The organism is Prevotella denticola (assembly GCF_900454835.1).
In the GTDB taxonomy this organism is placed as follows: Bacteria; Bacteroidota; Bacteroidia; order Bacteroidales; family Bacteroidaceae; genus Prevotella; species Prevotella denticola.
This window is the reverse complement of sequence record NZ_UGTM01000002.1, coordinates 992,121-1,017,216: the sequence shown is the minus strand read 5'-3', so window position 1 is coordinate 1,017,216 and position 25,096 is coordinate 992,121. Positions and strand designations below refer to the sequence as shown.

Annotated in this window: 23 protein-coding genes; 14 read left to right on the top strand and 9 right to left on the bottom strand. The window is 49.8% G+C overall.

Annotated elements, in window-relative coordinates:
* Positions 1–42: 42 nt before the first annotated feature.
* From DYH27_RS12420 to ettA, 5 genes are all read left to right on the top strand, one after another.
* Positions 43–1,596 carry a hypothetical protein gene (locus tag DYH27_RS12420; RefSeq protein ID WP_025067505.1) on the top strand — a complete coding sequence of 518 codons (1,554 nt, stop codon included), beginning with the start codon at positions 43–45 and terminating at the stop codon, positions 1,594–1,596.
* 559 nt (positions 1,597–2,155) lie between these two features.
* A complete protein-coding gene (locus DYH27_RS12410) occupies positions 2,156–3,118 on the top strand; it encodes a type I phosphomannose isomerase catalytic subunit (protein ID WP_025067503.1) in 963 nt (320 codons plus the stop codon).
* A gap of 68 nt (positions 3,119–3,186) precedes the next feature.
* Positions 3,187–4,518 carry a DNA recombination protein RmuC gene (locus tag DYH27_RS12405; protein WP_025067502.1) on the top strand — a complete coding sequence of 444 codons (1,332 nt, stop codon included), beginning with the start codon at positions 3,187–3,189 and terminating at the stop codon, positions 4,516–4,518.
* 285 nt (positions 4,519–4,803) lie between these two features.
* A complete protein-coding gene (locus DYH27_RS12400) occupies positions 4,804–5,304 on the top strand; it encodes a very short patch repair endonuclease (RefSeq protein WP_025067501.1) in 501 nt (166 codons plus the stop codon).
* Positions 5,305–5,549: 245 nt separating this feature from the next.
* A complete protein-coding gene (gene ettA / locus DYH27_RS12395) occupies positions 5,550–7,247 on the top strand; it encodes an energy-dependent translational throttle protein EttA (protein ID WP_025067500.1) in 1,698 nt (565 codons plus the stop codon).
* Positions 7,248–8,173: 926 nt separating this feature from the next.
* On the opposite strand, the gene DYH27_RS12390 is transcribed toward ettA, so the two are convergent.
* The 3 genes from DYH27_RS12390 to DYH27_RS12380 all read right to left on the bottom strand — a co-directional run bounded on the left by DYH27_RS12390 (position 8,174) and on the right by DYH27_RS12380 (position 11,101).
* Positions 8,174–9,253, bottom strand: a complete 1,080-nt coding sequence (locus DYH27_RS12390; RefSeq protein WP_013672031.1) for an AI-2E family transporter — start codon at positions 9,251–9,253, stop codon at positions 8,174–8,176.
* Positions 9,254–9,259: 6 nt separating this feature from the next.
* The gene (locus tag DYH27_RS12385; RefSeq protein WP_025067499.1) at positions 9,260–9,862 is read right to left on the bottom strand and encodes a thymidine kinase; all 603 of its coding nucleotides are present in this window, start codon (positions 9,860–9,862) and stop codon (positions 9,260–9,262) included.
* A 240-nt stretch (positions 9,863–10,102) separates the two neighbouring features.
* Positions 10,103–11,101, bottom strand: coding sequence for a LuxR C-terminal-related transcriptional regulator (locus tag DYH27_RS12380; protein ID WP_025067498.1), 999 nt, complete (start codon positions 11,099–11,101; stop codon positions 10,103–10,105).
* Positions 11,102–11,635: 534 nt separating this feature from the next.
* On the opposite strand from DYH27_RS12380, the gene rsmI reads away from it, so the two are divergent.
* The 3 genes from rsmI to DYH27_RS13320 all read left to right on the top strand — a co-directional run bounded on the left by rsmI (position 11,636) and on the right by DYH27_RS13320 (position 14,048).
* Positions 11,636–12,352, top strand: a complete 717-nt coding sequence (gene rsmI, locus DYH27_RS12375; protein ID WP_025067497.1) for a 16S rRNA (cytidine(1402)-2'-O)-methyltransferase — start codon at positions 11,636–11,638, stop codon at positions 12,350–12,352.
* 3 nt (positions 12,353–12,355) lie between these two features.
* A complete protein-coding gene (locus tag DYH27_RS12370; RefSeq protein ID WP_025067496.1) occupies positions 12,356–13,270 on the top strand; it encodes a Cbp1 family collagen-binding glycoprotein adhesin in 915 nt (304 codons plus the stop codon).
* 571 nt (positions 13,271–13,841) lie between these two features.
* Positions 13,842–14,048 (top strand): hypothetical protein, encoded by a 207-nt coding sequence (locus tag DYH27_RS13320; RefSeq protein WP_147287467.1) that lies wholly within the window; start codon positions 13,842–13,844, stop codon positions 14,046–14,048.
* 274 nt (positions 14,049–14,322) lie between these two features.
* On the opposite strand, the gene DYH27_RS12360 is transcribed toward DYH27_RS13320, so the two are convergent.
* From DYH27_RS12360 to DYH27_RS12335, 6 genes are all read right to left on the bottom strand, one after another.
* Positions 14,323–14,712, bottom strand: coding sequence for a hypothetical protein (locus DYH27_RS12360; protein WP_025067494.1), 390 nt, complete (start codon positions 14,710–14,712; stop codon positions 14,323–14,325).
* On the bottom strand, positions 14,709–15,191 hold the full coding sequence (locus DYH27_RS12355) for an RNA polymerase sigma factor (RefSeq protein WP_025067493.1): 483 nt from the start codon (positions 15,189–15,191) through the stop codon (positions 14,709–14,711). Before DYH27_RS12355 ends, DYH27_RS12360 begins: the two co-directional genes overlap by 4 nt.
* A gap of 6 nt (positions 15,192–15,197) precedes the next feature.
* A complete protein-coding gene (locus DYH27_RS12350; protein ID WP_013672071.1) occupies positions 15,198–15,647 on the bottom strand; it encodes a hypothetical protein in 450 nt (149 codons plus the stop codon).
* Between the two features lie 881 nt (positions 15,648–16,528).
* On the bottom strand, positions 16,529–19,009 hold the full coding sequence (locus tag DYH27_RS12345; protein WP_025067492.1) for a bifunctional UDP-N-acetylmuramoyl-tripeptide:D-alanyl-D-alanine ligase/alanine racemase: 2,481 nt from the start codon (positions 19,007–19,009) through the stop codon (positions 16,529–16,531).
* Between the two features lie 277 nt (positions 19,010–19,286).
* Complete coding sequence (locus tag DYH27_RS12340) at positions 19,287–19,721, bottom strand: Fur family transcriptional regulator (RefSeq protein ID WP_004353858.1); 435 nt, start codon at positions 19,719–19,721, stop codon at positions 19,287–19,289.
* 11 nt (positions 19,722–19,732) lie between these two features.
* A complete protein-coding gene (locus DYH27_RS12335; protein WP_025067491.1) occupies positions 19,733–20,584 on the bottom strand; it encodes a GSCFA domain-containing protein in 852 nt (283 codons plus the stop codon).
* 1,151 nt (positions 20,585–21,735) lie between these two features.
* Here DYH27_RS12335 and DYH27_RS12315 point away from each other — a divergent pair.
* From DYH27_RS12315 to DYH27_RS12290, 6 genes are read left to right on the top strand one after another with little or no spacing between them, the layout of a single operon-like run.
* Complete coding sequence (locus tag DYH27_RS12315) at positions 21,736–21,951, top strand: hypothetical protein (RefSeq protein WP_029216413.1); 216 nt, start codon at positions 21,736–21,738, stop codon at positions 21,949–21,951.
* Between the two features lie 12 nt (positions 21,952–21,963).
* Positions 21,964–22,185 (top strand): hypothetical protein, encoded by a 222-nt coding sequence (locus tag DYH27_RS12310; RefSeq protein WP_025067490.1) that lies wholly within the window; start codon positions 21,964–21,966, stop codon positions 22,183–22,185.
* A 16-nt stretch (positions 22,186–22,201) separates the two neighbouring features.
* Positions 22,202–22,792: a hypothetical protein gene (locus DYH27_RS12305; RefSeq protein WP_025067489.1), complete on the top strand. Its 591-nt coding sequence runs from the start codon at positions 22,202–22,204 to the stop codon at positions 22,790–22,792.
* Between the two features lie 15 nt (positions 22,793–22,807).
* The gene (locus tag DYH27_RS12300) at positions 22,808–23,221 is read left to right on the top strand and encodes a PcfK-like family protein (RefSeq protein WP_025067488.1); all 414 of its coding nucleotides are present in this window, start codon (positions 22,808–22,810) and stop codon (positions 23,219–23,221) included.
* A gap of 20 nt (positions 23,222–23,241) precedes the next feature.
* On the top strand, positions 23,242–23,772 hold the full coding sequence (locus tag DYH27_RS12295) for an antirestriction protein ArdA (RefSeq protein WP_025067487.1): 531 nt from the start codon (positions 23,242–23,244) through the stop codon (positions 23,770–23,772).
* A gap of 17 nt (positions 23,773–23,789) precedes the next feature.
* Entirely contained in the window at positions 23,790–25,064 is a 1,275-nt protein-coding gene (locus DYH27_RS12290) for a PcfJ domain-containing protein (RefSeq protein ID WP_029216414.1), read from the top strand.
* Positions 25,065–25,096: the final 32 nt, after the last annotated feature.

Genomic DNA, 25,096 nt, shown 5'->3' with positions numbered 1-25,096 from the left:
CAGACACGGACAAATAATTTATTTCATCTAAAATATCAGATTATGAAGAAAACTTTATTCTCTATTTGTGCATTCTTTCTGGCTCTTACCGCTTCTGCACAGCGGATGGATACACCGGCGGGAACACTGATTGATAACATGTACCGCACCAGCGATTCGTGGAAACAGAAGAGCTGGACAGGCACGGCACCAGGCAGGTACGAGGGGCTGGTCTCCAAGATCGTGGTGGGCGATGATGGCTGCCTCTACGTCTACAATCCCCTTTCTGGACTTGACAGCAAGTCATGGCTGAAGCTGGACAAGGTAAGCGACGGCCAGTACAAAGCCGTCCTGCCGCAGGCTATCCACAAGGACGACAACGGTGACGACGACGATGATTCTGGTTCGGAGCGTATTCTTGAACTCAACCGTTTGAGAAACAAAGGCAATGACAAGTACGAGGTTGTTGCAAAGAACAGAAATTACATGATATTCACCTGGGACGGCAAGACGCTCACGATGCAGGGCGTAGGCTCCAAGAGCGAAATCTTGGGAATGACTTACAAGAATGTATGGGAAGACCGCTACGGCGACTGGGCTGTCACGATTCAGACTCTCGAAGACAAACTCGTCACCCCTCCGGCATCGGCCAGGAAGGAGCAGTACACGCTTACGGCCAAGGAAGTGACTTCTCCGCGCATCGTGGAGGCGGCTGTCGACGGCAACGACCTTTACCTGAAAGGAATCTTCAAGAGTGCCAAACTTGCCGGCGTATGGGTGAAGCTCACCAAGGACGGCGACAAGTACGTGATGCAGACGAACCAGTATCTGGGTACGACGAAGAAGACGGATTTCAAGAGCTATTCCTATGATAAGGCGGAGTATCACACCTATGCCGCCGCTTTCAATGATGCTGCAAATGTTGTTGACAACATCGGATTCAGTGTGGATGCGACAAGCGGCGTGCTGACGGCTGACAACATTCTCGGTGTGGTGCAGGGCAGAAGCAGCACGAAGAATCTGCTCGACAGCGACCTTGAGAGCTACGAGAACCTTGTGCTGACCCCTTACAGGCACAAGGCTGCTAAGCCGGAGACCCCGAAGCTGCACTACTGTTCGGCAGTGGAAAGCTACGACTATACCACGACTACCACGACCCTGGCTTTCTATGTGAAGAATGTAGATGTCGAAGGGAAGTACCTCGACCCGGCCAAGATGTACTATAACGTCTACGTCAATGACAGCAAGGAGCCGTTCAAGTTTCTGAAGGCAAAGTACACGGATCTGGAGAAGGACATGACCGATATTCCTTTCAGCTATAAGGACAAGCGGAACTATGACATCAAGGTGGTAGACAATCAGCGTATTATCCACTTCTACGATGCATCCGTCAAGAAGCTGTCTGTCGTGATGGTCTACGAGGAAGACGGCAAGAAGTATTCCAGTGATCCGATGACGACTCCGGTCGTCACTGCCGGCATCGAGGATGCCGCCGTCAACAAGAATGCCACCGAGAAGTATTATACGGTTGACGGCCGGCGGCTCCAGCACTTGCAGAGAGGGCTGAACATCGTGAAGTCTTCTGACGGAACAACCCGGAAGGTGCTTGTAAAGTAACTTTCCCTTGAACAGACAAGCATGGTGCATCAGGCGTGAATGCACATGACAGATACAGAAAGGTCCTGTTGAGGCATAATTCGTCTCGACGGGACCTTTTTGTGTCAGTACACTGGCGGTAAGCCGCTCCCGTTCCGACGACAGACAGCAAAGGGGCGGGGCTTCAACACGGTTGGTGTTTACCGACAACTCCGTAAGTGATGAGCACCGGCACATCGGCAGGAAATGAGGAGACAGCGTTATCCTCGTCGCTGTATAATGTTATGGTAAGACGCTGTCGACCGGCATTATAATCCTCTGTTTTTGTTTCCTGCTCTATGAATTTAACGGGAGAACCTTTTTTGAGAGATGCAACCGTATGCATACAGTGGACAAACCTCAAACTTCAAACCTCAAACTTCAAATCTCAAACTTCAAATCTCAAATCTCAAATCTCAAACCTCAAACCTCAAAGTTTTGCCATGTCCAGAATAAAATGTAACTTTGCAAGACCGAACGAATCCGCTCGGCGGATTTGCCACAGGACTTGTTTAGTATAACCCAATATAACGAAAAAGAAATGGAAATGTTTAAGTTCAATCCTCTGTTGAAGTCAACCCTCTGGGGCGGTGAAAAGATAGTACCTTTCAAGCATCTTGCTTCAGACCAGAAGCAGGTAGGCGAAAGCTGGGAAGTCTCCGGCGTGAAGAATAACGAGAGTGTCGTGGCAGACGGCAAGTACAAAGGCTGGACGCTGAACGCACTTGTCGACACGCTGAAGGAGCGGCTGGTAGGCAAGGAGAACTATGCGCGCTTCGGCAATGAGTTTCCGTTGCTCGTGAAGTTCATCGATGCCCGGCAGCAGCTCTCCATACAGGTGCATCCCACCGATGCGCAGGCACAGGCAAAAGGGCTGGGACGCGGCAAGACGGAAATGTGGTATGTCATGGAGAGCGACACCGACGCTTCCCTCCGAAGCGGATTGAAGCGGCAGATTACGCCGGAGCAGTACAAGTCGATGGTGGAAGACGACACCATCACCGATGCACTGGCTGAATATCCTGTCAAGGAAAGCGATGTGTTCTTCCTCCCGGCAGGACGCATCCATTCTATCGGCGCCGGCTGTTTCCTGGCGGAGATACAGGAGACGAGCGACGTCACCTACCGCATCTACGATTTCAAACGCAAGGACAAAGAGGGCAACTACCGGCAGCTGCACACCCGGGAGGCGGCCGAGTGCATCGACTACACCGTCTATCCTGACTACCGCACGCAGTATGAGGCACGGAAGGACGAACCGGTAGAACTGGTGCGCTGTCCGTATTTCACGACTTCCGTCTACGACCTCACAGAGCCGATGACGCTCGATTACAGCGACCTGGACTCATTCGTCATCCTCGTAGGACTGAAAGGTGAGGGTGAACTTACCGATGCTGAGGGCAATACCGTCGCTTTCCGTGCCGGCGAGAGCGTACTTCTGCCTGCTACGGCAACGACCGTGAAGGTTTCCGGAACCGTCAAGTTCCTGGAATCGTATGTGTGAAAATGCAATGTCTTGGTCATCAGCCCCTCTCCCATGGGGCTGTTTTTTAGAATAAACAGAGAAGGACTATGGAAATAATCTATCTGGTGTCCGGTATCATCATCGGTGCAGTCGTCATGCTGCTGTGGATGAAGAACAAGGCGGCACAGCAAAGCGGCAAGGCCGGTGAGGAACTGGCGGCCCTCCGCAGCCGGCTCGATACGGAGCGGAAAGGCATGGACGAACGCCTTGCCGTTGCAAAGGAGTATGCCGCACAGCAGCTGGCAGCGGAACGCAAGCACAACGAAGAGCTGCGCAGCGAACTGCAGAAGCAGGCGGAGGCGAAGAACCGGCTGTTGCAGGAGGAGGTGCGCAACATGGCTGCACAGATGCTGGCAGAGAGCCGGGAAAAGATGAACAATGCCGACAAGGAACGGCTTGACGCCCTGCTCTCACCGCTGAAAGACCGGCTGGAAGCGTTCAGCCAGACCGTTGCGAACAACAGCAAGGAGGGCACTGCCAACAAGACGGAGATAAAAACCACCTTCGAGGAGGCGATGAAGCGGCTGCACGCCGAACAGGAAATGACCATCAAGGCGATGCGTGAGGATCAGGAACGTACCGTGAAGGAGCTTCGTGAACAGACAGAACGCATCGGCAACGATGCCGCTTCGCTGACGAAAGCACTCAAGGGCGACTCGAAGATGCAGGGCGACTGGGGAGAGATGATTCTCGAAAAGACCTTGGAAGACTGCGGACTGGTAAAGGGCCAGCAGTTCTTCCTGCAAGAGAACTACAAGGACGAGAACGGCAACAACTTCCGCCCCGATGCCGTCATCGTCTTTCCCAGCGACGAACGGGCGGTCGTCGACTCAAAGGTGTCGCTGACGGCGTATCAGGCTGCGCTCAGGGAGACCGATGACAGTGAGCGGGACAGGCTGCTGAAGGAGCACGCCGCATCGGTCCGCAGGCATATCGACGAGCTGTCGGCAAAGAACTACGAGAAGCTCGTGCCGGGCTGTATAGGCTATGTGCTGATGTTCGTTCCTTACGAGAGCGGTTATTCGGCTGCCATGAAGACGGATCCGGCTATCCTGCAATACGCTTTCCGCAAGCACATCATCGTGCTCAGCCCGAGCAACCTGCTCATGGCATTGCAGCTGACCCGCACCATGTGGCAGAACTACCGTCTGAACAACAACGTAGACGAAATCCTGCGGCAGTCCAACGACCTCTACGACAAGTTCGTCACCTTCGGCGAGACTTTCCTCAAGGTCGGTACGGGCATCGAACGACTCCAGCAGGATTACAGCAAGGCCAAGGGACAGCTCAGCGAAGGCAAGGGCAATATTATCCGCCGTCTGGAAGGCATGAAGTCATTAGGCATCACGCCGAAGAAACAGATACCGGAACAGCTGTAATAGGAAGAAGCCCAGACTCCCATTCAGATTTCTATTCCGCAGGGACAGATTCCCCGTCTACGACAAGCTGTTGGTCAGATGGAGGGGATATCTGTCCCTGCTGCTTTCTACTATATCGCATTACTCTGACCGTACGGGCGTTTGTCAGCTTTTTGGCAGTCTGTCGTCAATTCTTTGGCAATAGACTGCCAATCGGCAGCAAAGCCTGTAAAAAGAATTGTCGGGCCTTGTCCTTCTGCAAATTAATGCTTACCTTTGAACCGTAATAGCGTAAGAGGTACAGTTATGGATACGCTCTCAAGGCAACAGCGGCACGACAACATGGCAGCCGTCAAAGGCAGGGACACCAAGCCAGAGATGATTGTCAGGAAATATCTGTGGCGGTGCGGATTCCGTTACAGGGTGAACAGTCCACGGCTGCCGGGGCATCCGGACATCGTGCTGCGCAAGTACAGGACCTGCATTTTCGTGAACGGCTGTTTCTGGCATGGACATGAAGGATGCCGTTATTATGTCGTCCCCAAGACCCACACCGACTTTTGGGTGAAGAAGGTGGCACGTAACAAGGAGCGTGACAGACGAGAACAACAACAGCTTGCACGCATGGGCTGGCATTGCATTACGGTGTGGGAATGCGAACTGAAGAAAGGAAAACGTAAACAGACCCTTGCTTCTCTGGCTTATACGCTCAACCATATCTATCTCGAGGACCGCTCTGTATCCTATCAGATTCCCGAAGATGGAACAGGGATGTATATGGCAGCGGAGCCGGAGGCGGAATATTGAGGAGTTAAAGGGGGCTGGTCGACAACATCTCCACAGACTTCCTATTGACAGTAATAGTAATAAAGGTGTAGGACTCCGGTCTGTTTCCTTAGTTCTATAACATCCCGCAAGTAAAAACATCATTAATACGGAAAAACAGGGCCGACTGCGGCAGCACACGCAGTATACAGATACCTCAAAAGACGTAAATTTGCCGATACGGATTATTTTCGTTATCTTTGTCAACAAAACAAACGAAACAACCAATGGCAACAGTAGACGACAAGAAGATTATCTTCTCAATGGTGGGGGTGTCGAAGATCATCCCGCAGAACCAGAAACAGATTCTGAAGAACATTTACCTCTCATTCTTTTATGGTGCAAAGATAGGCATTATCGGTCTCAACGGTGCCGGAAAGTCCACGCTGATGAAGATCATCGCCGGACTGGTGGAGCCTACACAGGGCGAAGTGGTATGGAGTCCGGGGTACTCCGTGGGCTATCTGCCGCAGGACCCGCCGCTCGACGAAACAAAGACCGTGAAAGAGAACGTCATGGAAGGTGTGCAGCAGATTTATGACGCACTGAAGGAATACGACGACATCAACGTGAAGTTCGGACAGGAAGAGTATTATTCGGATGCCGACAAGATGGACAAGCTCATGCAGCGGCAGGCAGAACTGCAGGACATCATCGACGCTACGGATGCCTGGAACATCGATTCACGCTTGGAACGTGCGATGGATGCGCTGCGATGTCCGAAGGGCGATCTGCCTGTGACCAACCTCTCCGGAGGTGAGCGTCGTCGTGTTGCACTCTGCCGTCTGCTTCTTCAGAAACCGGACGTGCTGCTGCTCGACGAGCCGACGAACCACCTTGACGCCGAAAGCATCGACTGGCTGGAGCAGCATTTGCAGCAGTATGAAGGTACGGTCATCGCCGTTACGCACGACCGCTACTTCCTGGACGATGTGAGCGAGTGGATTCTCGAACTCGATCGTGGCGAGGGTATTCCATGGAAAGGCAACTACTCTTCATGGCTCGACCAGAAGACAAAGCGCATGGAACAGGAGGAGAAGTCGGCTTCCAAGCGGCGCAAGACGCTGGAACGAGAGTTGGAATGGGTGCGCATGGCACCGAAAGCACGTCAGGCAAAGGGAAAGGCACGTCTGAACTCTTACGAGCAGATGCTCAACGAGGAACAGAAGCAGCGTGAGGAGAAACTCGAAATCTTCATCCCGAATGGTCCGCGTCTTGGAAACAAGGTGATCGAAGCGCAGCACGTGAAGAAATCCTTTGGTGAGAAGGTGCTCTTCAACGACCTCAACTTCATGCTGCCGCCGAACGGTATCGTGGGTGTCATCGGGCCGAATGGTGCGGGCAAGACAACGCTCTTCCGCCTCATCATGGGACTGGAACAGGTCGACGGCGGCACGTTCGAGGTAGGTGAGACGGTGAAGCTGGCATACGTCGACCAGCAGCACAAGGACATCGACCCGAACAAGACAGTATATGACGTAGTTTCACAGGGCAACGAAACCATCCGTATGGGCGGGCGCGACATCAACTCGCGGGCCTATCTCTCACGTTTCAACTTCTCCGGCACCGACCAGAGCAAGTTCTGCTCCGTCCTCTCCGGCGGCGAACGCAATCGCCTGCAGCTGGCACTGGCACTGAAACAGGAGGGCAATGTGCTTCTTCTCGACGAGCCGACGAACGACATTGATGTGAATACGCTCCGTGCTCTGGAGGAAGGTCTCGAGGCTTTCGCAGGCTGTGCGGTCGTCATCAGCCACGACCGCTGGTTCCTCGACCGTATCTGTACGCACATCCTGGCCTTTGAGGGTGACGGTGAAGTGGTCTTCTTCGAAGGTGGATTCTCCGACTACGAAATCAACAAGGCACGCCGTCTGGGCAATGAGGAGATAAAGAAAGGACGGTACAGAAAACTGATGGAGGAATAAGGAAGCCTCACCCCCGGCCCCTCTCCGAATGGAGAGGGGAGTAGACGGCGGGATACCCCTGTATGGGGGAGACTGGAATTGGGTGAAGCAGGATTTCCGGGGACAGATGGAGACGAGGCCTGGGACTCCCCTCAACAGGGGAAGGATAAAAAACGGGACAGTAGCTCTTTCGTGGGGGTAGACGCATTCTACTTATAAAAAATCTTCTAAAGTTTATAGTGGCCAGGATGCTGACAATGAGGACAGAATTACCGACTGTTTACTGCAAAAGTTTATTTCTCATTTGCTGTCACTTTTAACATTCTTCACTAACACATTCTTTATCAGTATATTATATGTATCTACAGAGTGACGGCAGTGACAGGAAAATAAATTCACGGCAGACCGATCACAGGTGCATCTGCCGTGGATGAGTGTCAGACTATGTTTTATCCTAAAGTATATTCTTCTGCGGTAGCCTCTTTATCAGAGAATCATGATGTTTATTCAGAAAGCTTATTTCCAAACAAACAACTTCTATCTGATTCTTATCATGCTTAACGTGATCCGTACTGAGCCTTGACACCATGGGTGTACACCCTCAACACCATTAGTGTTTGTCCTCGACACACTGACAGGAAAGAATCAGTGTGTGTAAATGATAATCCCATTAATTATCTACTTCATGACTGCCATTATTAACAAGACACTAAAGAGTAATAAGACACTAAAGAGTAACCGATACATGAAATGTTTACCGGACTGCGCTAAATTACAGATGCCTTTCCACATCTTGCAAAAACAATGTCAGGCACCCTGACCTCATGAAACAAGGTTTATCCCATGCGTGCCGATACCAGAACGGTCCCGGTAATCGTCTCTTGCTCCGCACTCCTTGAGGAAAAAGGAGACAGTGGGATTACAGCGGATAAACGGCATCTACACTATCATGAACCCTGCTCTTCCTTCTCTTTCGTCACATATCGCTGCCAGTAGGCAATAATAAGCGTGGTAAGCGGAAGGGCGACAATCAGTCCGATGAAGCCCAGCAGAGAGCCCCACACAGAGAGGGAGAGCAGCAGGATGGCAGGATTCAGTCCCATGGCTTTTCCCATGATCTTCGGTGTAATCACCATGTCCATCAGTATCTGCACGACGGCAAAAACCGCCAGAGCCGACCCGAAGATGATCCAGAAGTTCTGACCCGTATCAGCCGCCTTGAGCAAAGCGAGGAAAGCGGTAGGGATAAGGGCAAAGGTGTGGAGATAGGGAACGAGATTGAGGATACCTATAAGGACACCCATGCCGATGGCCATCGGGAAATCGATGATGGTAAAGCCGATGCAGAACAAAGCTCCTAAGCAGAGCGATACCAGCCCCTGTCCGCGGATATAGTTGTTCAATTCTCTTTCTACATCTTGTGCCAGCCCCGCCCAGAAGGGGCGTACCCTCTTGGGGAATATCTTTATCCAGTTCTCGGTCAGCGTCTCGTAGTCAAGCAGGATAAAGAACATATATAATAAGGTGATGCACGAGGCAATGACGGAAATCACGATGCTTGCTGTCTGCCCTATCACGGAGAAAAGTTTGGGCATGGCCGTCTTGATGGCATTGGTGAAGTCCGGACTCTTCAGGAACTTCTCTATCTCAAACTGGTTCTCCATCACCCATCTCTGAACCATTGCCGAGATGTTGTTGGCATGGGTCGTCTCGTGCAGATAGCGGTTGGCGACGTGCATGAGCCTGTCAAACTGGTCGATCATCGGCGGGACAATGAAAAGAAAGATGGCCGTGATGACTGCAGCAACAAAAGCGAGCGTGATGATGATGCTCAAGACTCTGCCCGGAACATGAAGTTTGTATTGCACGAACTTCACGATAGGATAAAGTAGATAGGCAAGCAGCCACGCTATGAAGAAAGGCAAAAGAGCGCCGGAGAGAGCATTGATGATGAAGCCGGCAGTTATGACGGCAAGGGCTATCAATGCCCATCGAATGAATTTGTCGAATGTTATCGTCTGTTTCATAGTCGTTTATTTCCCTTTCTGCAGATTTCCCTTCCTGATGGCTTCCTGATAACAGGCACGGCACAGGGGTTCGTATTCCTGCTGTTCGCCCAGCATGACACGCCGCTCGTCGGCAATAAGGCGATGGCTCACGTAAGCCAGAGAGCCGCACTTCACGCAGATGGCATGCACCTTCGTCACTTCGTCGGCAATGGCGCACAGGGCGGGGATAGGGCCGAAGGGGACTCCTTGGTAGTCCATGTCAAGTCCGGCAATGATAACCCTCACCCCATTGTTCGCCAGCCGGTTGCAGACCTCTGTCAGTCCTTCGTCCAGAAACTGTGCCTCGTCGATGCCGACGACATCTATATCGGAGGCAAGGAGAAGAATGTTGCCGGACGAGTCAATCGGTGTAGAAGGGATGGTGTTGCAGTCGTGGCTGACCACATCTTCGTCCGAATAGCGTGTATCAATGGAAGGCTTGAAGATTTCCACCTTCTGTCTGGCAAACTCCGCCCGCTTCATACGCCGGATAAGCTCTTCGGTTTTGCCGGAGAACATACTTCCACAAATCACTTCTATGCGCCCCTGCCGACGCCTTTCACCGTTGAGATTGTCCATCGTTGTCATAAGTTTATATGCAAATTTACATAAAAACTGTGATTTATAAGCCAGTTGGATAAAGAAAATGTTTTTCCCTTTAGAGGAAAGATAAATATTTTATAAAGAATGGATAAACATGAAGCGTTAAAAGTTGCTGAAAAGAATGTTGTTCCGAGGTGGCGGAAGGCCGTCTGACAGCGTATCGTCCTCTTATCCTGTTAGAACTTGCAGAGGGCTTTGTGTCCTCTCCCTGAAGTGCAGGGTTAGTCATTGGATCCTCTGTATAAGCGCCTCATAAAGGTCGTCACCTTTCTTCAGTCCCATTTTCCTCCGGATATTGGTGCGCTGGCAGGTGACGTTGCTTTCTGTTTTTTTCAGTTGCAGGCAGATGTCTTTTAGCTTTTTCCCGACAACAATGAGCGATGCTATTTCAAGCTCTGATTGTGACAGTTCCGGCAACGCCTGGTGCAGACGCTCGATTCTGCCTTTCCGCTGATTGATGAGCGTGGTAACATTGTCTATGATTTCCTGCCTTGCTCCTTCAGAGAAACTGTTGAGAAGCATATTGGTCTCATGTGCGGACAGCCCTCTTTTGTTTGCGAGCTGAATGTAACTGAGAATCTGCGTCTTGTCCATCTGGAAGAAGTCGAGAATTGTTTTTTCATCGTCCTTGAGCCGCTGCGTTTCCTCCATCATCTTCATGATGTTCCGTTTCAGGAAAAATGAGAGGATGACGGTGGCCGTGTAAAGCAGGAGCAGAATGATGAAGATGTCTGCAAGCTTGTCTGACTGGGCATAGACACATATTATACCGTAGCAGATGCCCCCTATGCAAAAGCTTATTACGGTCGTTATCGGCATATAGGTGACAATGGTCATAGCCATCAGGGCTGCATAGAGAATGCAGTCAGCCAGTATGTAATAGGTTATCTCCTTGTTGCCGGAAAAGCAGAGATAGAGCATCTCGCCCGACAGGTCGGACAATGCAGCCATGAATACCACGTATAGTCCAGCAAGAAGCGACAGCTTCCCATGTCTGGTGAGGAAATAGCTTGTCAGTGTTATGGCAAGGAATACGATGTTGGGAATCCGGAAAGCGTCAATCCCGGTCAGCCCGGCCAGATTGAGCATGGCCCCTGCGACAATGAAGCCGGTCGTGGATCGAAGAACGAAACGGCGTTGCCTGTTGATGATGTCGTTGTCGAAATTAAAGGTACTTCCATCCAATCTGTACAGTTTTTTCTCTATCCATTGAAATATTTTCATACTGGCAGGCTTTTGGTTCAATTGAGAATGATATTACAACTCTTTAATGAAAGGTCTTTTTCGATTCGCAAAAATACATATAATCTGTCTGTTGAACAATTTTTTCAGTACTTCTTTTACTTTACTTTCTGCGGTTTTAGTGTGTTTTAGTTGTATATGAATGTCTTTTAGTGCATATATATTGGTAATTTAATACATCAGGTTTCTATTTATGCTGTTTTGACAAGGGGAGGGATACAAGTAAACTGTAACTTTGCATTTGTCTGAAAATAATACAAAGTGTAAGCGAGGGAAAAGTCACTCCTTGTCTGCCATACAATGTATTTGAAACTGACAGTGATGGCATCAAACTTCTTTCAGGAGGAACAGAGCCGGAGCAGTCCGGCTGTTCCTCTTTTGCATAATGACTTACAGGAGAGAAGGCGAAATTATTACTTTTATTAAGTGAAAATAGCTTTTCAAGGACGTTATAGCTGTAAAAAAAGCTAATTTATTTTGCCCTTCTGCTTATTTACTTTACATTTGCAGACAGCAATGGGAATACTCTATCTCGTACCGACACCGGTCGGAAACATGGAGGACATGACGCTCCGTGCCATCAGAATCCTGAAGGAGGCTGACCTTGTCCTGTGCGAGGATACCCGTACATCGGGCATCCTGCTGAAGCATTTTGAGATCAAGAACCATCTCATGTCGCATCACAAGTTCAACGAGCACAGCACTTCCGCCGGTATCGTCGACCGCCTGAAAGCAGGTGAGACCGTCGCACTCATCTCCGATGCGGGGACACCGGGCATCAGCGACCCCGGCTTCTTCCTCGCCCGAGAGGCGGCAGCCTGCGGCGTAACCGTCCAGACACTGCCGGGTGCGACGGCTTTCGTACCGGCGCTCGTCTCCAGCGGCCTGCCCTGCGACCGTTTCTGCTTCGAAGGCTTCCTGCCCCAGAAGAAAGGGCGCAAGACCCATCTGGAAAGCCTGGCGGAAGAGACACGGACGATGATTTTCTACGAATCGCCTTACCGGGTGGTGAAGACACTGGAGCAGTTCGCCGAGGTGTTCGGGGCAGAGCGACAGGCAAGCTGCTGCCGGGAAATCTCGAAGGTACACGAGGAAAGCGTGCGGGGAACACTGGCCGAGCTGACAGCCCATTTCAAAGAAACCGAGCCGCGCGGCGAGTTTGTCATCGTGGTGGCAGGAAAGGAAAGAGTCAAGTCTTCCAGCAGGAAGAAGCAAACGGATAAAAACTTATAACGTATGAAGAAACTATTAATTATGGCAGTATGCGGAGTTCTTGCACTGGCATCCTGCAATCAGGACAAGAAATCGGCGCTGAACCCGGCCGAGATACAAAACGACTCCCTGCGTTCCATCATCAGTGCCCGGGACAATGAAATCAACGACATGATGGGGACACTGAACGACATCCAGCAGGGATTCGCCGAAATCAACGAGGCAGAGAACCGCGTCACCATAGCCAAAGACGGCGAACGTGCCGACAAAGCTACACAGGTGAAGGAAAACATACAGTTCATTGCCCAGCGCATGAAAGAAAACCGCGTACTCATCAAGAAGCTGCAGCAGCAGCTGCGCGAAACAGGCTTCAAGGGGGATGCGATGAAGAAGACACTCAGCCAGCTGACCAACCAGCTGAGCCGCAAGGAAACAGACCTGAAACAGCTGCGTGCCGAACTGGAATCGAAGAACATCCACATCAAGGAGCTTGACGAGACCATCACGGGGCTGAACACGGATGTCGCTACGCTGAAGACCGACAAGGAGAACCTTACTACGGAGAAGGAGAACCTTACTAAAGAGAAGGAAAATCTCCAGACGGAAAGCAACCAGAAGACCGAGACCATCAACACTCAGGACAAGCAGCTGAACACGGGCTGGTATGTGTTCGGCACGAAGAGCGAACTGAAGGCACAGCGTATTCTCGACGGCGGAAAGGTGCTGCAGGGTGCGTTCAACAAGAACTACTTCACGAAGATTGATATCCGTGTCAACAAGGAGATCAAGCTCTACAGCAAGAGTGTGCGCCTGCTGACGGCCCATCCGGGAAGCAGCTACACGCTGACGACCGATACCAACGGGCAGTATGTCCTCCGTATCACAGACCCGCAGACCTTCTGGAGCACGAGCAAGTACCTGGTCGTACAGGTCAGGTAAACGGCAGATACCCAATATGAAAAAGGCATTCTCATATAATGAGGATGCCTTTTTCATATCGTAAAATATCTTTACATGTATCCGTGCCTTTCTTTTCCCAGACAGAAGAAAAGGACTCCAGCATGTACAACTATAACCATCAGGAAACCAAATGGTTATAAAGCAGAAAGAAGAAGGTGCTTAGTTGGACTTCAACTAAGCCTTAATCGGGCTTCAATTAAGCCTTGGTTGAGAGCCGACTAAGCCTTGGTTGGATGTCAACCGGGCATCTCTTGAATATCGGCCGGGGCTGACCTATGAAAAAAGAGGACATTATCCATGGTCTTGGAAAACATTTCCTTGGGGAAGCAATGCTCCTGTAAGCATAGCAGACTTCAAAGACGAACGCTGGTGGGGTAAATGTTCAGAGTCAGCCCCACTCTATAATACTGACTGTTACCGTGTACTCCCTGTTGACGGAAAATGCAATGACGACGGTTTCAGTTGCAGGTACTATACCCGTACGCACTGGATATTTTATGAGGGAGGAGGCACAAATCCATGGGAGGACAATGTTAACAAGACATGGATTATGCGCAGTTTTTCCAACCAATGGTTCACACGTAACCATTGGGACAACAACCGTGGAAATTATCCTGTCCGCCTCATCGCAAGCCTCAAGGTGGATGAGTTCGGTGAGCGTGCTCCACGACAGCTCATCCATGTGAACGGTCTGGAGAATGCCTTGCATCGCAAGCATGATGATACCGTCCATGACTGGACCCGAGAAAGAAAGTAAGACAGAAAGATACACATAAAAACTCTTTTCGTAACTCTCTCATGGCAAGAGGGGCGCATCAGAAGTAAAGCTTGTGAAAGTTGGTTCATGATGCACCCTCTTGTTTTATATGGTTTAAAACAGGAAACCTTTATCTGACAAGAAGAACGGCTTTACTTTGAATCAGCTCCGTCAGTATCATGGAGTCTTCATGTATAGCCGTGTCCCCCTGCAAAGTATGCAGGCAATTCCCAACGCAGTACTTCTCCTTGCAGGTTTCCTGTCTGGAGGACTCTTAACAGGAAGTTTCCGGCTGTTTCATACTCGCTATCTTCATGGTGAACAGCAGGCTGAGTGTGACGAATGCAGCACCGACGGCCAAGCCGATATACTGGACGTTATGCAGCAAGAGAAGGATGAATTCTGATTCCGTTCCATTGACGTATGTCTCCACGATGGCAGGCAGTGTGAAACTTGCGAGCGTCGCCATACAGCCCACAACAATGCCAACGGCAAGCATCCAGGCTGACAGCTGCCTGTTCTTACGGGTCTCTGCACGTTGATAAGCCTTTACCTCTTCAACAAGTTCCATCTGCCGTTGCAGCTTTTCCATGAACTGCCTGTCATCCGACAGTTGCGGATGATAGTCCGTCAACAAGTCCTTCAAGAATTTATCTTCGTTCATTTTTCCAATAAGTGTCTAAGTTCTTCCCGCCCCCGTGAGAGCTGTTTTCTGACCGCACTCTCACTGCTGTCGGTTATTCCGGCTATCTCTTTGACCTGATAGCCTTGCATATAATAAAGCAGAATGCTCGTCCGCATCATTTCTGAAAGCGTTGCCAGGGCACTGTGCAGTTCCTGATAGCGGAAGGCTTCATCGCTCCTGTTGTCTCCCTGCAGCATCAAAGCCTTCTCGATGGGGAGTTCAGTCCGGCTCTTCTGCCTGCGGTGCAAATCGATGAAGACACGGTAGGCAATCTTCATCAGCCATGCCGCAAACTGTCCGCGCTCATCGTATTGACTGCTGTGAAGATAGGCTTTGATGAGTGTCTCCTGAGCAATATCGTCGGCTTCGGCACTGTCGCCGCAGCACAAGGCCGTCAGGAACCGGCGCAACGCCGCCTGCTCCCGACCGACCTGTTTAACGAATTGTTCTCTTGTCATAGTCTTTTAGTCGTTTTCCCTCAGGTTGCCCAAGGTCTTCTTCGCATTGTTGCAGGCAGCTAAAAGACCACACCCGACAGCCAGTGGGAGTACGCCGAAGACGGATCCAATGGGAATATACGTCTCGTCAAAGCCAAGCAGGAGACTCAGGACTATAATCACCAGAAGGGTCGCTATGCCGCCTATCATGCAGATAGTCCCCCAAAGCATTTCATAGTGCATTTTTGTAATCAGCTGCTCTCTAAATGATTTCCTTGGAGGGTTCAGCTTGTTGAGGAACTCCTGTATGTCGACATCAGGGTTCTTTTCGATGAAAGCCATTACAATCTGGCTTCTCTTGTCTGTTTCGTGCTGCTTGTTCCTGTAAGTCAGCCAGGTATATACAATAGGAAGAACTACTGCAACGGCCAGGGGGAAAACAGCATCAGCAAGGGTGTGGAGAACTACAGAATCCATAATCATTCATTTTTAAGTAGGTTATACATTTGGTTTTCTTTCTGAACCGATTCACATATATAACGTTGCCGGCGCACAAAAAGTGACATGAACAGGCATAATTTTAACAACAGGCACCTTGTTTCCTGGAAAGGCAATGCGTTTTCTGTAAAAAACGACTTCCCTCTGGGGAATAGCCTAAGGAGGGAGTTCCAGACATCCTGTTTATAGAAAAAGGTGTTCTCATCAGTCTGACCTCATCTTTCGGACTGGCGAGCGCATCCGTCTCTTCAGTCTGCCTGTCATCAGGATGTCATTCATATCTGTTATAGGACCTGTTTCCAGCCGTTGTGTTGTTGCCTGTCACGTGTTGTGTTGTCGGCGAACACCCATGGTGTTGAGGGCTAAATGCGATGCAATATGCCGCCGATGCGGTATCAACTTGTTTTCGGAAAAGAGACAGGATGCCCAAGGCAATCAAAATTTGTTTGATAAGGGAACTTGTTTCCCAAAGACAATACGGTGTTATCTCTTTAAAAGAGATTCTGTATGGGAAAGTCCGTTATTTAAGTTCTGTCGGACAGTAACATCTGTGATTGATTGTCTTTCAGAAGATTGTCACCGGCATGAAAAAATGCTTGCTTGTATCACGAACGGATGCGGCAGATACAAATGTCTTTTTCAGAGTCTTACAGCCAGAAACGTCTCAATAGGAAAAGCCCATTTCAGAACTCGTCTGTGAGTAGAGAAACGGGCTTTTCTTTGCTTTTAGAGAACCTCAACTTACAAGACTGAAAGTCGTCGATTCGTGGATTTCCGGAACTGTCTGGTAATGTTGCAGCCTAACGGTGGTATTTCCACCATCGGGAGAACGGCGCAGCAGTACGGATGTTTTAACCCTGTCAGTCTTGGAAGTAAACTCTTTTTACACGGTTGCTGACCGTGGTAAGGACCTCGTATGGAATGGTGTCAAGTACATCGCTGAGCACAGTGACCGGCAAGTGGTCACCGAAAATCTCGACACTGTCGCCTTCTTTACAGTCGATGCCCGTGACGTCGATCATGGCCACATCCATGCAGATGTTGCCGACATACGCTGCCTTCTTTCCGTTTACCAGGCAATAGCAGTGCCGGTTGCCGAGATGGCGGTTCAGGCCGTCTGCATAGCCGATTGGTATGGCGGCAATCAGGCTGTCATGCTCGATAGTCCCCTTGCGCGAATAGCCAACGGTGTCACCGGCAGGCACATGGCGCAGCTGGAGGATGGTCGTCTTCAGGGTAGAGACGTTGTTGATGATCTTGTTCGTACGGGGATTGATGCCGTAGAGTCCCAGTCCCAGCCGGCACATGTCCATCTGTCGTTCAGGGAAATGTTCGATACCTGCCGAGTTGTCCATGTGGCGGATGATTTTATGCTTGAAAGCTGACTGCAGCTTTCCGCTGCCCTCCTCGAAGAGAGCGAACTGGCGGGCAGAGAACCCGTCGAAGCTGTCAGCGTCGGAACCGACGAAATGCGAGAAGACGGAACGGGGTATGATGGCGTTCTGGTGCTTCAGCCGGCTGATCAGTTCATCCATGTCTTTCTGCGGGTCGAAGCCCAGCCGGTGCATTCCCGTGTCGAGCTTGATGTGGACAGGGAAGCCGGTGATGCCCTCTTTCTGCGCCGCCTTTACGAGTGCATCCAGCAGCCGGAAGCAATATACCTCCGGCTCAAGGTCGTAGTCGAAGAGGGTCTTGAACGAACTCATCTCGGGGTTCATGATCATGATGTTGCTCGTGATGCCGTTCTTGCGGAGCGTCACGCCTTCGTCGGCCACGGCCACGGCAAGGTAGTCCACACGGTGGTCCTGCAGCGTCTTGGCAATCTCCACGGCACCTGCACCATAGGCATCGGCCTTGATCATGCAGACAAGTTTCGTCTCCGGCTTCAGGAAAGAACGGTACCAGTTGAGGTTGTCGACAACGGCGTTGAGGTTCACTTCCAGTACGGTTTCGTGTACTTTCTTCACCAGCAGCTCTGTCAGCCGGTCGAAGCCGAACTGTCGTGCGCCTTTCAGCAGGATTACTTCATCGTGCAGATTGGCAAATACATCGCTGTGGATAAAGGCATTGACGGTGGCGAAGAAATGCTTTTTCCCCAGATGTCTGAAGGCGGAACGCTGACCGAGCAGTCCCTCGCCGATGCCGATGAACTTCTCCACACCACGTTTCTCACACAGGAATGCCACCTTGTTATACAGGTCCTTGTCGGTGTCGCCGCTCTGCAGGATGTCGCTCAGAATCAGTGTGCGTCTGCGTCCCTTGTGGTCGGGACGGCGGTTCATGAAGTCGAGTGCGATGTCCAGCGAGTTGAAGTCGGAGTTGTAGGAGTCGTTGATAAGCGTGCAGCCGTGCTGTCCTTCTTTCACCTCCAGCCGCATGGCGACGGGTTCCAGCCGTGCCATCCGTTCTCCGAGGGCAGCCTGAGTGACACCCAGCTGGAGTGCCGTCACGGCACAGGTGATGGAATTCTCGACGCTGGCATCATCGATGAACGGAAGTCTGTACTGTGCTTCCTTTCCGTTTTTCCATGTGTAGGTGACGGTGGTTTCAACGTCCTTCTTTTCGATAGACTTGATGTAGAAGACCGCCTTTTCATCCTTTGCCGACCAGCAGAGCTTCTCTCCTTTGTAGTCGTATTCGTCCAGACAGCGGTTCAGCACCTCGTCGTCCAGGGAGTAGACAATCGCCTGCGTGTCGTGGAAGAGGTGCAGCTTCTCCTTGCATTTTGCCTCCAGGGACGGAAAGTTCTCCTGATGGGCCGAACCGAGGCAGGTGAACACACCGATCGTAGGCTGGATGATGTCGCGGAGTGCCGACATCTCACCCGGCTGGCTGATACCCGCTTCGAAGACACCTACCTGTGTGTTCTCGTTCAGCAGCAGTACGGACAGCGGCACGCCGATCTGTGAGTTATAGCTGCGCGGTGAGCGTGTGACGACCATCTGCGGAGAAAGCAACTGATAGAGCCACTCCTTGACCATCGTCTTGCCGTTGGAGCCGGTGATGCCGACAACCGGAATGAGGTATTCGTCACGGTGGCGTTCTGCCAGCCGCTGCAGAGCCTCCAGCGAGCCGACGACCTTCAGAAAGTTGGAGTCGGGATAACGCTTGTTCCAGTCTTCCGGGACCGTTTCTACAACAAAGTTCCTGACACCCCTTCCGTAGAGTTCCGGGATGTAGTTGTGCCCGTCGTTGCGCTCGGACTTGAGGGCAAAGAACAATGTTTCTTCCGGGAAACATAGGGAGCGGCTGTCGGTAAGGACAAAGCTGATGTCTGCATCCTTGTCGCCATAACGGTGTGCGCCGATGAGCGTCGTTACTTTCTCAATAGTATAATTCATTACTATCTAAATTGTTTTTATTCTGATGCAAAGGTAATCAAAAGTCTCTATACAGCCTATCATCCATGCTGTTTTTTCGACTTTGGCGGCTGTGCATGATGGTCTGCCGATATTTTCGGGCCGGGTTTTCGGCCTGTCTGAGGTGTTGGGGAAGGCGTGTGGCGGGACTGCACGACTGACGAGAAGAGAACGGAAAGAGGAAAAGGCCAGGATATAGGGGGGAAGAATGGTAAGGAATCAGGAGCGAGTCATATATGTGCCAGATTCAGGAATCGGTTTACCGCTTATGGTAATGACGGCGGGAACAGTCGGGACAGACGCCTTTCACCATATAGTTGACGGAGGTCTGCTCGTAGCCTTCGGGCAGGCTGACCTTCGGGACAGGTGTGTCGCTGAGGCAGAATGTACGTTGGCACTGCTCGCAGTAGAAGTGTACATGTACGTCTTCATCCTCATCCGGATCATGGCTCAGGCACAGTTCGTACCGCGCTACGTCGCTGCCGTCCTCGAGCTGGTGTACCAGATGGTGGTCCTTGAACAGGAGCAGCGTGCGGAAGATGCTCGACTTGTCAATCGTCAGGATCATTGCTGTCAGCTCCTTCATTGAGACAGGATAGTCCAGTGCCGCCAGTGTCCGTGCGATGAGGATGCGGTTGGCAGTCATTCTGACGTTGTGTGTCCTCAATAGGTTTTCAATTTGTTTGTCGTCCATTTCGTCTTTTCTTATAGGTCCGGTTCCATATCCGGATATTTCTTTTTCAGTGCCTTTGCCGCTTCTTTCGTCTTCGTCAGGAAATGCCGGTATTCCTCCGATTCGGGGTCGAACGGGCGGTGTCCCAGTGCTTCCCTGATGGGTTTCCATGCTTCGAGAAATCTCTTTGCCTCGGCAGAGAAGCAGGTCTCTACGAGCCGCTCCCATATATAGTCTACCGCCTGACTGCTGGGGTGCAGCATATCAGCCTTGTAGAAACGGTAGTCGCGCAGTTCGTCATTCACTATCTCGTAGGCCGGGAAATAATACACTGTATCGCCCAGTTCCTTCACCAGTCTGTCTGCTGCCAGAAGCAGTACGGCCTTGGAGAGCTGGCTTTCATGGTAGCCGTATTTGGCATAACGGATAGGACTGACGGTAAGGATGACCCTGCCGGCGGGGTTGTTCTTCCACAACAGCAGTATGGCTTTCAGCAGGGCATCGGTACATTCCTCAATGGTCAGTTCCCGTTCCTCGAACAGCTGCTGCGGACGTTTCCTGCAGTTGTCAACGATTTTGCCGGTCGCCCGTTCCACATAGACGTGGTTTGTTCCCAGCGTGAATACGGCGGTGTCAAATGTGCAGTTCTCCATCTTCTCCACTGTATGCAGGATGGATACAGGGTTGTACATCACTCCCGAGGGGTTTATTACAGCCCTGAATTTCTCTTCCTGAAACCGTTTTCCTATGCAGTCTGCAAAGCATGACCCTACGAAGATAATCCGTTCACAGGGCATCAGCTCAAATGCCGGGCGGGGAATATGGACGATTGTTCTGAATTCCATCGTCGCAAAGTTAGCAAAAAAATAAGAGAGAGCATCCATTCATAAAGATTATTTTTCATACTTTTACTTGGCAAAAGTGCCGATTCTTTATAACTCTTTGATTATAAGTACTTATGAAATTGGAAAAAGGAAAAGGGTTACGATTTGGTTACTACTCAAATTCCCTGGACTTCCTTGATTTGCTGTCGTTTCAAACAACTCTTTTATCAATGCAAAGATAAACAAAATGTGCTGTACGACCAAAGAAAAACTTATTTTTTCTTATCAGGCAGACTTTTCCATTGTCATTTCGATGGTTTAATTGTCTTGCTGAAATCCTTCTCATCTTCGGCAGGAACAAGTTATGCCCTCTCTTCGTAAACTTCGCTATCGGGCATAACACATTCCTGCCTTTCATGACCGACGAAAAGAGGCAGGGAGCTGCCTGTCGAAAAGGATTTCGGCAAATCTGCTTCCTGCCACTTTTCTGTGTACCGACCATACTTTCTAAGGTATGGATTTCAGCAAGACAATTTTCAATACTTTTCTCTTTTGGTATTTTCTTTTCTTGGAAGCGGTCGTAAAAGCCGCATTGTTTGTCGTCGGAGAAGTCGGAGCTATTCAGGTGGTGATAAATCCCTCACCCGTCTACCTTCGACACCTCCGACTTGTCTGACAAAGCCGTAGGAAAAGTACACGCCTGCCCATCGCAGCAAGCCCGAAAGGCAGACTTCGTACCTTTCCTCTTCCGTCTTTGTCTTCTATAGGTGGCTTTTACATGCCCGCTTCATTACGCTTTTTACTATCTGATAGTATGGCATGCAATCAGATTTTTTACTTTTTCATCCGAATCTGTCTCTTTTCCGTTTACCTCCATTTCGATGCGGTCTCCACCGTATCGCATCCGCTGGTCGTCCCCGTTCAGGCGCAAAGGTAATTCCGGGATGTTACGCTGCTGCAAGGTCGGAGCCTTCGGTTTTGGAGAAAATCTCCACGCCTACGCTCCACTGCGTTTTGCTCCGGGTAGTATTTTCCCTCAAAAACCTTGCATTCGCTCATCCCTACCTTTGTGAGGCACCTGAAACGAAAACGACCGATGCGACAGGAAGACGCATTAAAAAAAATGTCGGATAAACGAGAGACCGATAAGCAGTGAAACTCAACTCCTTCAAGCTCTTGGATCCGCATTAAACATTAAAAACTCGAATAAAATGGAAAAGTCAATCAACATTCACCGAGCCTTGCGCACAACCCTCCGTTTGCTGCTCACAAGCATTCTAAGCATCGTCTTTGGGGCGGTCGGTGTGGTTGTCGGTTTACTTGCGGAAATCGTCGCAGGCATTCTCCGCACCCTTTGGGCAATAGTCCTCTACGTGCTCACCCTCGTAAGTATTCTCGCCCTTATTCTTTGGATATTCACCCTATAAACATAAATCAAGATGAAAACAAGACACAGCAAGACACCCAGCCAGCAATGCCGATACTACGAAGTGGACAATATCTTCGAGTATATGTATGAAACCTACATCAACGGCAACTATTCGCAACTGAAAACATTGTACAAGGAGTTGCGCAGAGAAGCAAGAAAAGAGTTTATCGCATTCTGCTTTGAAATGGTCAGTCCCCAACACAGAATGCAAATTATCCAAGCTATCGTTTAATTAAAATCATACGACAATGAGAATAGAAACAAAAATATACGAGGTGTATCAGTTCCACGAACTGACAAAGGAAGCACAAGTTAAGGCACACCGCCATTGGGTAGAACATTTCGACTATATTTGGAGCGAAGAGAACCGAAACACCTTGCAAGCCTTTGAGCAGGTTTTCAAAATCAAAGTAGAAAAATGGTCATACGACAGTTGCACCTACAACTATCGTTTTACCTCTCATTATAGCGAGGAAGAAGACAATTTGAAAGGAATAAGGCTTCTCAAATACCTTGTCAATAACCATTGGAACGATTTGTATATCTCCAAGACCTATTGGGGCAAAAACTATAAGAAGAAACGCAAGAGCCGTGTATTCGTCACCAATGATTGCGTACTGACAGGCTACTACATAGACTATGATATTTTGAAGCCCATATACGACTTTTTGAAATCTCCCGACAACACCACGCTGTGCGAACTTATAGACAAGTGCTTGGATGGCTTTTTCAAAACTTGCAGGGACGATATGGAATACCAACTCAGCGAGGAAGCCTTTGCAGAGAGTTGCGAAGCCAACAACTACGAATTTCTATCCAATGGAACATTATTCAATTAAAAACAGCATACGACAATGAAAGCAACCGACCATTTCAAACGAACCATTCAAGCCTATTTGAACAATAGGGCAGCCGAAGACGAACTTTTTGCAGTAAGCTACCGCAAGGAGGGCAAGAACATTGACGACTGCATTACCTATATCCTCAACTATGTGAAGAACAGCGGATGTGCAGGCTTTTCAGACGGGGAGATATATTCGCAGGCAGTACATTATTTTGACGAGGATAATATCGACATCGGCAAGCCCCTTAATTGCCACATAGCCGTAAACCACGTGGTACAGCTCACAGACGAGGAAAAGGCGGAAGCACGCAGGCAAGCCATTGAGCAATACCAACGCGAACAGCTTGCCAAGATGCGCAGCCACAGCGAGCGAACCAAGAAAACAGAAAATAAGGTTGTACAACCTTCACTATTTGATTTTTAACCCTTAGACAATATCGCAATATGGAAGCAATGGACTTGAACGAAGCACGGATTTACGTAGGCACTTATGCCAAGTACAACAACGGCACTTTGCAGGGCGAGTGGGTAAGCCTTTCGGATTTTTATGATTTGGACGGCTTTCTGGAGTATTGTGCCGAGATACACGAAGACGAGGAAGAACCCGAATATATGTTCCAAGATTGGGAGAACATTCCCGACAGTCTGATAGACGAGAGCAACTTGGAAGAAAATTTCTTTGAACTTCGGGACGAGTTGGACAGACTGAACGGCACGGAGAAAGAAGCCTTTTGGGTATGGGCGGAAGGCAACAACATCAAACTCACGCAAGACGCTTACAGCCTTGTGAAGTCTTTCCAATCCGCCTATATCGGCAGTTATGCGAGCAAGGAGGACTTTGCTGAAGAACTTGTGAGAATGGAAAACGACTTGTCCGATTTTGCATTGAGCTACTTCGACTTCTCAAAATATGCCGACGACCTTTTTGATACAGACTATTGGTATAAGGACGGCTATGTATTTCGTAACGAATAAAGCAAGGAGGAAAGAGTATGAAACCGAGAAACAGATTTGAAAAGGCTGTGCTTGCTGAAAGCAAGCATTTGCGCCCCATTACCAAGACGCAAAGCAAGTGGGCATTCCATGAGTGCATCGACCACTTCGCCTACCGATTGCCCAAAGGTCATACTACGTGTATGGACTGCGGACATAGTTGGATAATGGACAAACATAGAGAAACTTGCACCTGCCCCCATTGTGGGGCAAGGTTGCAGGTTGAAGAAACCTACGGGCGCAAGTTGAAACAAAAGCAATACTTCACAGTCCTTACTACCTGCGGAGCATACCAAGTGTTGCGTATGTTCCTGATAGTAGTGGGCATGGAGAAAGGTTGTAAGGCGAAATATGCGACAATCGAAATCGGTCAGTATTGGTGGAACGGGCAAGGGCGAAAGGTCGTGATAGCCGTTCAACGCATATTGGGGCATTACGTGGACACGTTCTCTTTCTATTCGCCAATGGCAGTGCGAAACGACAACGAAGCCTACCGCCATATATCGTACTCTCCGATATATCCGAAGTTCAAGGCAACGGAAGCACTCCGCAGGAATGGATTTAAGAATGATTTTCACAAAATCGCACCCATTGCCCTTATTCCAGCACTACTCACCGACAGCCGTGTGGAAACCCTCATCAAGGCAGAACGCATAGACCATTTGCGCTATTTCCTCAACAACACAAGGGCATTTGAAGCCTATTGGCAGTCGTATAAGATTGCCGTTCGTAACGGGTATGAGATAAAAGACATTTCCTTATGGTGCGATTATGTGGATATGCTCCGCAGGTTGGGCAAGGACGTTCACAGTCCGAAGTACCTTTGCGCCAAAGACCTTAAGGCCGAGCACGACCGCATAGAAGCCCAAATACGCAGGAAAAGAGAAAAAGAAGAAATCGAGAAAAAATGGCAAAAAGCAATCGAAGATGAAAAACGTTTCCGAGAACTCAAATCCAAATTCTTCGGTATCCATTTCACGGACGGCACAATCCAAGTCCACGTGTTGGAGAGTGTGCAGGAGCATTTGGAAGAAGGGGTAGCTATGCATCATTGCGTGTTTTCAAATAGATACTACCTCAGAGAAGACTCCCTTATCCTTTCGGCGACCATTGAGGACAGGCGGATAGAGACTATCGAAGTATCACTGCAAACCTTAAAAGTAGTACAAAGTCGTGGCGTGTGCAACAAGAATACGGAGTACCACGAGCAGATAGTAAATCTTGTGAATGCCAATAGCAGGTTAATCCGCCAAAGAATGAAGGCAACAGCATAAAGAAAAATATAAACCACCAAATTATCACAGCA

Excerpts from the sequence above, each read along its gene's own strand:
- DYH27_RS12420 (WP_025067505.1), top strand. The coding sequence starts at position 43 with ATGAAGAAAACTTTATTCTCTATTTGTGCATTCTTTCTGGCTCTTACC.
- DYH27_RS12410 (WP_025067503.1), top strand. The coding sequence starts at position 2,156 with ATGGAAATGTTTAAGTTCAATCCTCTGTTGAAGTCAACCCTCTGGGGC.
- DYH27_RS12405 (WP_025067502.1), top strand. The coding sequence starts at position 3,187 with ATGGAAATAATCTATCTGGTGTCCGGTATCATCATCGGTGCAGTCGTC.
- DYH27_RS12400 (WP_025067501.1), top strand. The coding sequence starts at position 4,804 with ATGGATACGCTCTCAAGGCAACAGCGGCACGACAACATGGCAGCCGTC.
- ettA (WP_025067500.1), top strand. The coding sequence starts at position 5,550 with ATGGCAACAGTAGACGACAAGAAGATTATCTTCTCAATGGTGGGGGTG.
- DYH27_RS12390 (WP_013672031.1), bottom strand. The coding sequence starts at position 9,253 with ATGAAACAGACGATAACATTCGACAAATTCATTCGATGGGCATTGATA.
- DYH27_RS12385 (WP_025067499.1), bottom strand. The coding sequence starts at position 9,862 with ATGACAACGATGGACAATCTCAACGGTGAAAGGCGTCGGCAGGGGCGC.
- DYH27_RS12380 (WP_025067498.1), bottom strand. The coding sequence starts at position 11,101 with ATGAAAATATTTCAATGGATAGAGAAAAAACTGTACAGATTGGATGGA.
- rsmI (WP_025067497.1), top strand. The coding sequence starts at position 11,636 with ATGGGAATACTCTATCTCGTACCGACACCGGTCGGAAACATGGAGGAC.
- DYH27_RS12370 (WP_025067496.1), top strand. The coding sequence starts at position 12,356 with ATGAAGAAACTATTAATTATGGCAGTATGCGGAGTTCTTGCACTGGCA.
- DYH27_RS13320 (WP_147287467.1), top strand. The coding sequence starts at position 13,842 with ATGCGCAGTTTTTCCAACCAATGGTTCACACGTAACCATTGGGACAAC.
- DYH27_RS12360 (WP_025067494.1), bottom strand. The coding sequence starts at position 14,712 with ATGAACGAAGATAAATTCTTGAAGGACTTGTTGACGGACTATCATCCG.
- DYH27_RS12355 (WP_025067493.1), bottom strand. The coding sequence starts at position 15,191 with ATGACAAGAGAACAATTCGTTAAACAGGTCGGTCGGGAGCAGGCGGCG.
- DYH27_RS12350 (WP_013672071.1), bottom strand. The coding sequence starts at position 15,647 with ATGGATTCTGTAGTTCTCCACACCCTTGCTGATGCTGTTTTCCCCCTG.
- DYH27_RS12345 (WP_025067492.1), bottom strand. The coding sequence starts at position 19,009 with ATGAATTATACTATTGAGAAAGTAACGACGCTCATCGGCGCACACCGT.
- DYH27_RS12340 (WP_004353858.1), bottom strand. The coding sequence starts at position 19,721 with ATGGACGACAAACAAATTGAAAACCTATTGAGGACACACAACGTCAGA.
- DYH27_RS12335 (WP_025067491.1), bottom strand. The coding sequence starts at position 20,584 with ATGGATGCTCTCTCTTATTTTTTTGCTAACTTTGCGACGATGGAATTC.
- DYH27_RS12315 (WP_029216413.1), top strand. The coding sequence starts at position 21,736 with ATGGAAAAGTCAATCAACATTCACCGAGCCTTGCGCACAACCCTCCGT.
- DYH27_RS12310 (WP_025067490.1), top strand. The coding sequence starts at position 21,964 with ATGAAAACAAGACACAGCAAGACACCCAGCCAGCAATGCCGATACTAC.
- DYH27_RS12305 (WP_025067489.1), top strand. The coding sequence starts at position 22,202 with ATGAGAATAGAAACAAAAATATACGAGGTGTATCAGTTCCACGAACTG.
- DYH27_RS12300 (WP_025067488.1), top strand. The coding sequence starts at position 22,808 with ATGAAAGCAACCGACCATTTCAAACGAACCATTCAAGCCTATTTGAAC.
- DYH27_RS12295 (WP_025067487.1), top strand. The coding sequence starts at position 23,242 with ATGGAAGCAATGGACTTGAACGAAGCACGGATTTACGTAGGCACTTAT.
- DYH27_RS12290 (WP_029216414.1), top strand. The coding sequence starts at position 23,790 with ATGAAACCGAGAAACAGATTTGAAAAGGCTGTGCTTGCTGAAAGCAAG.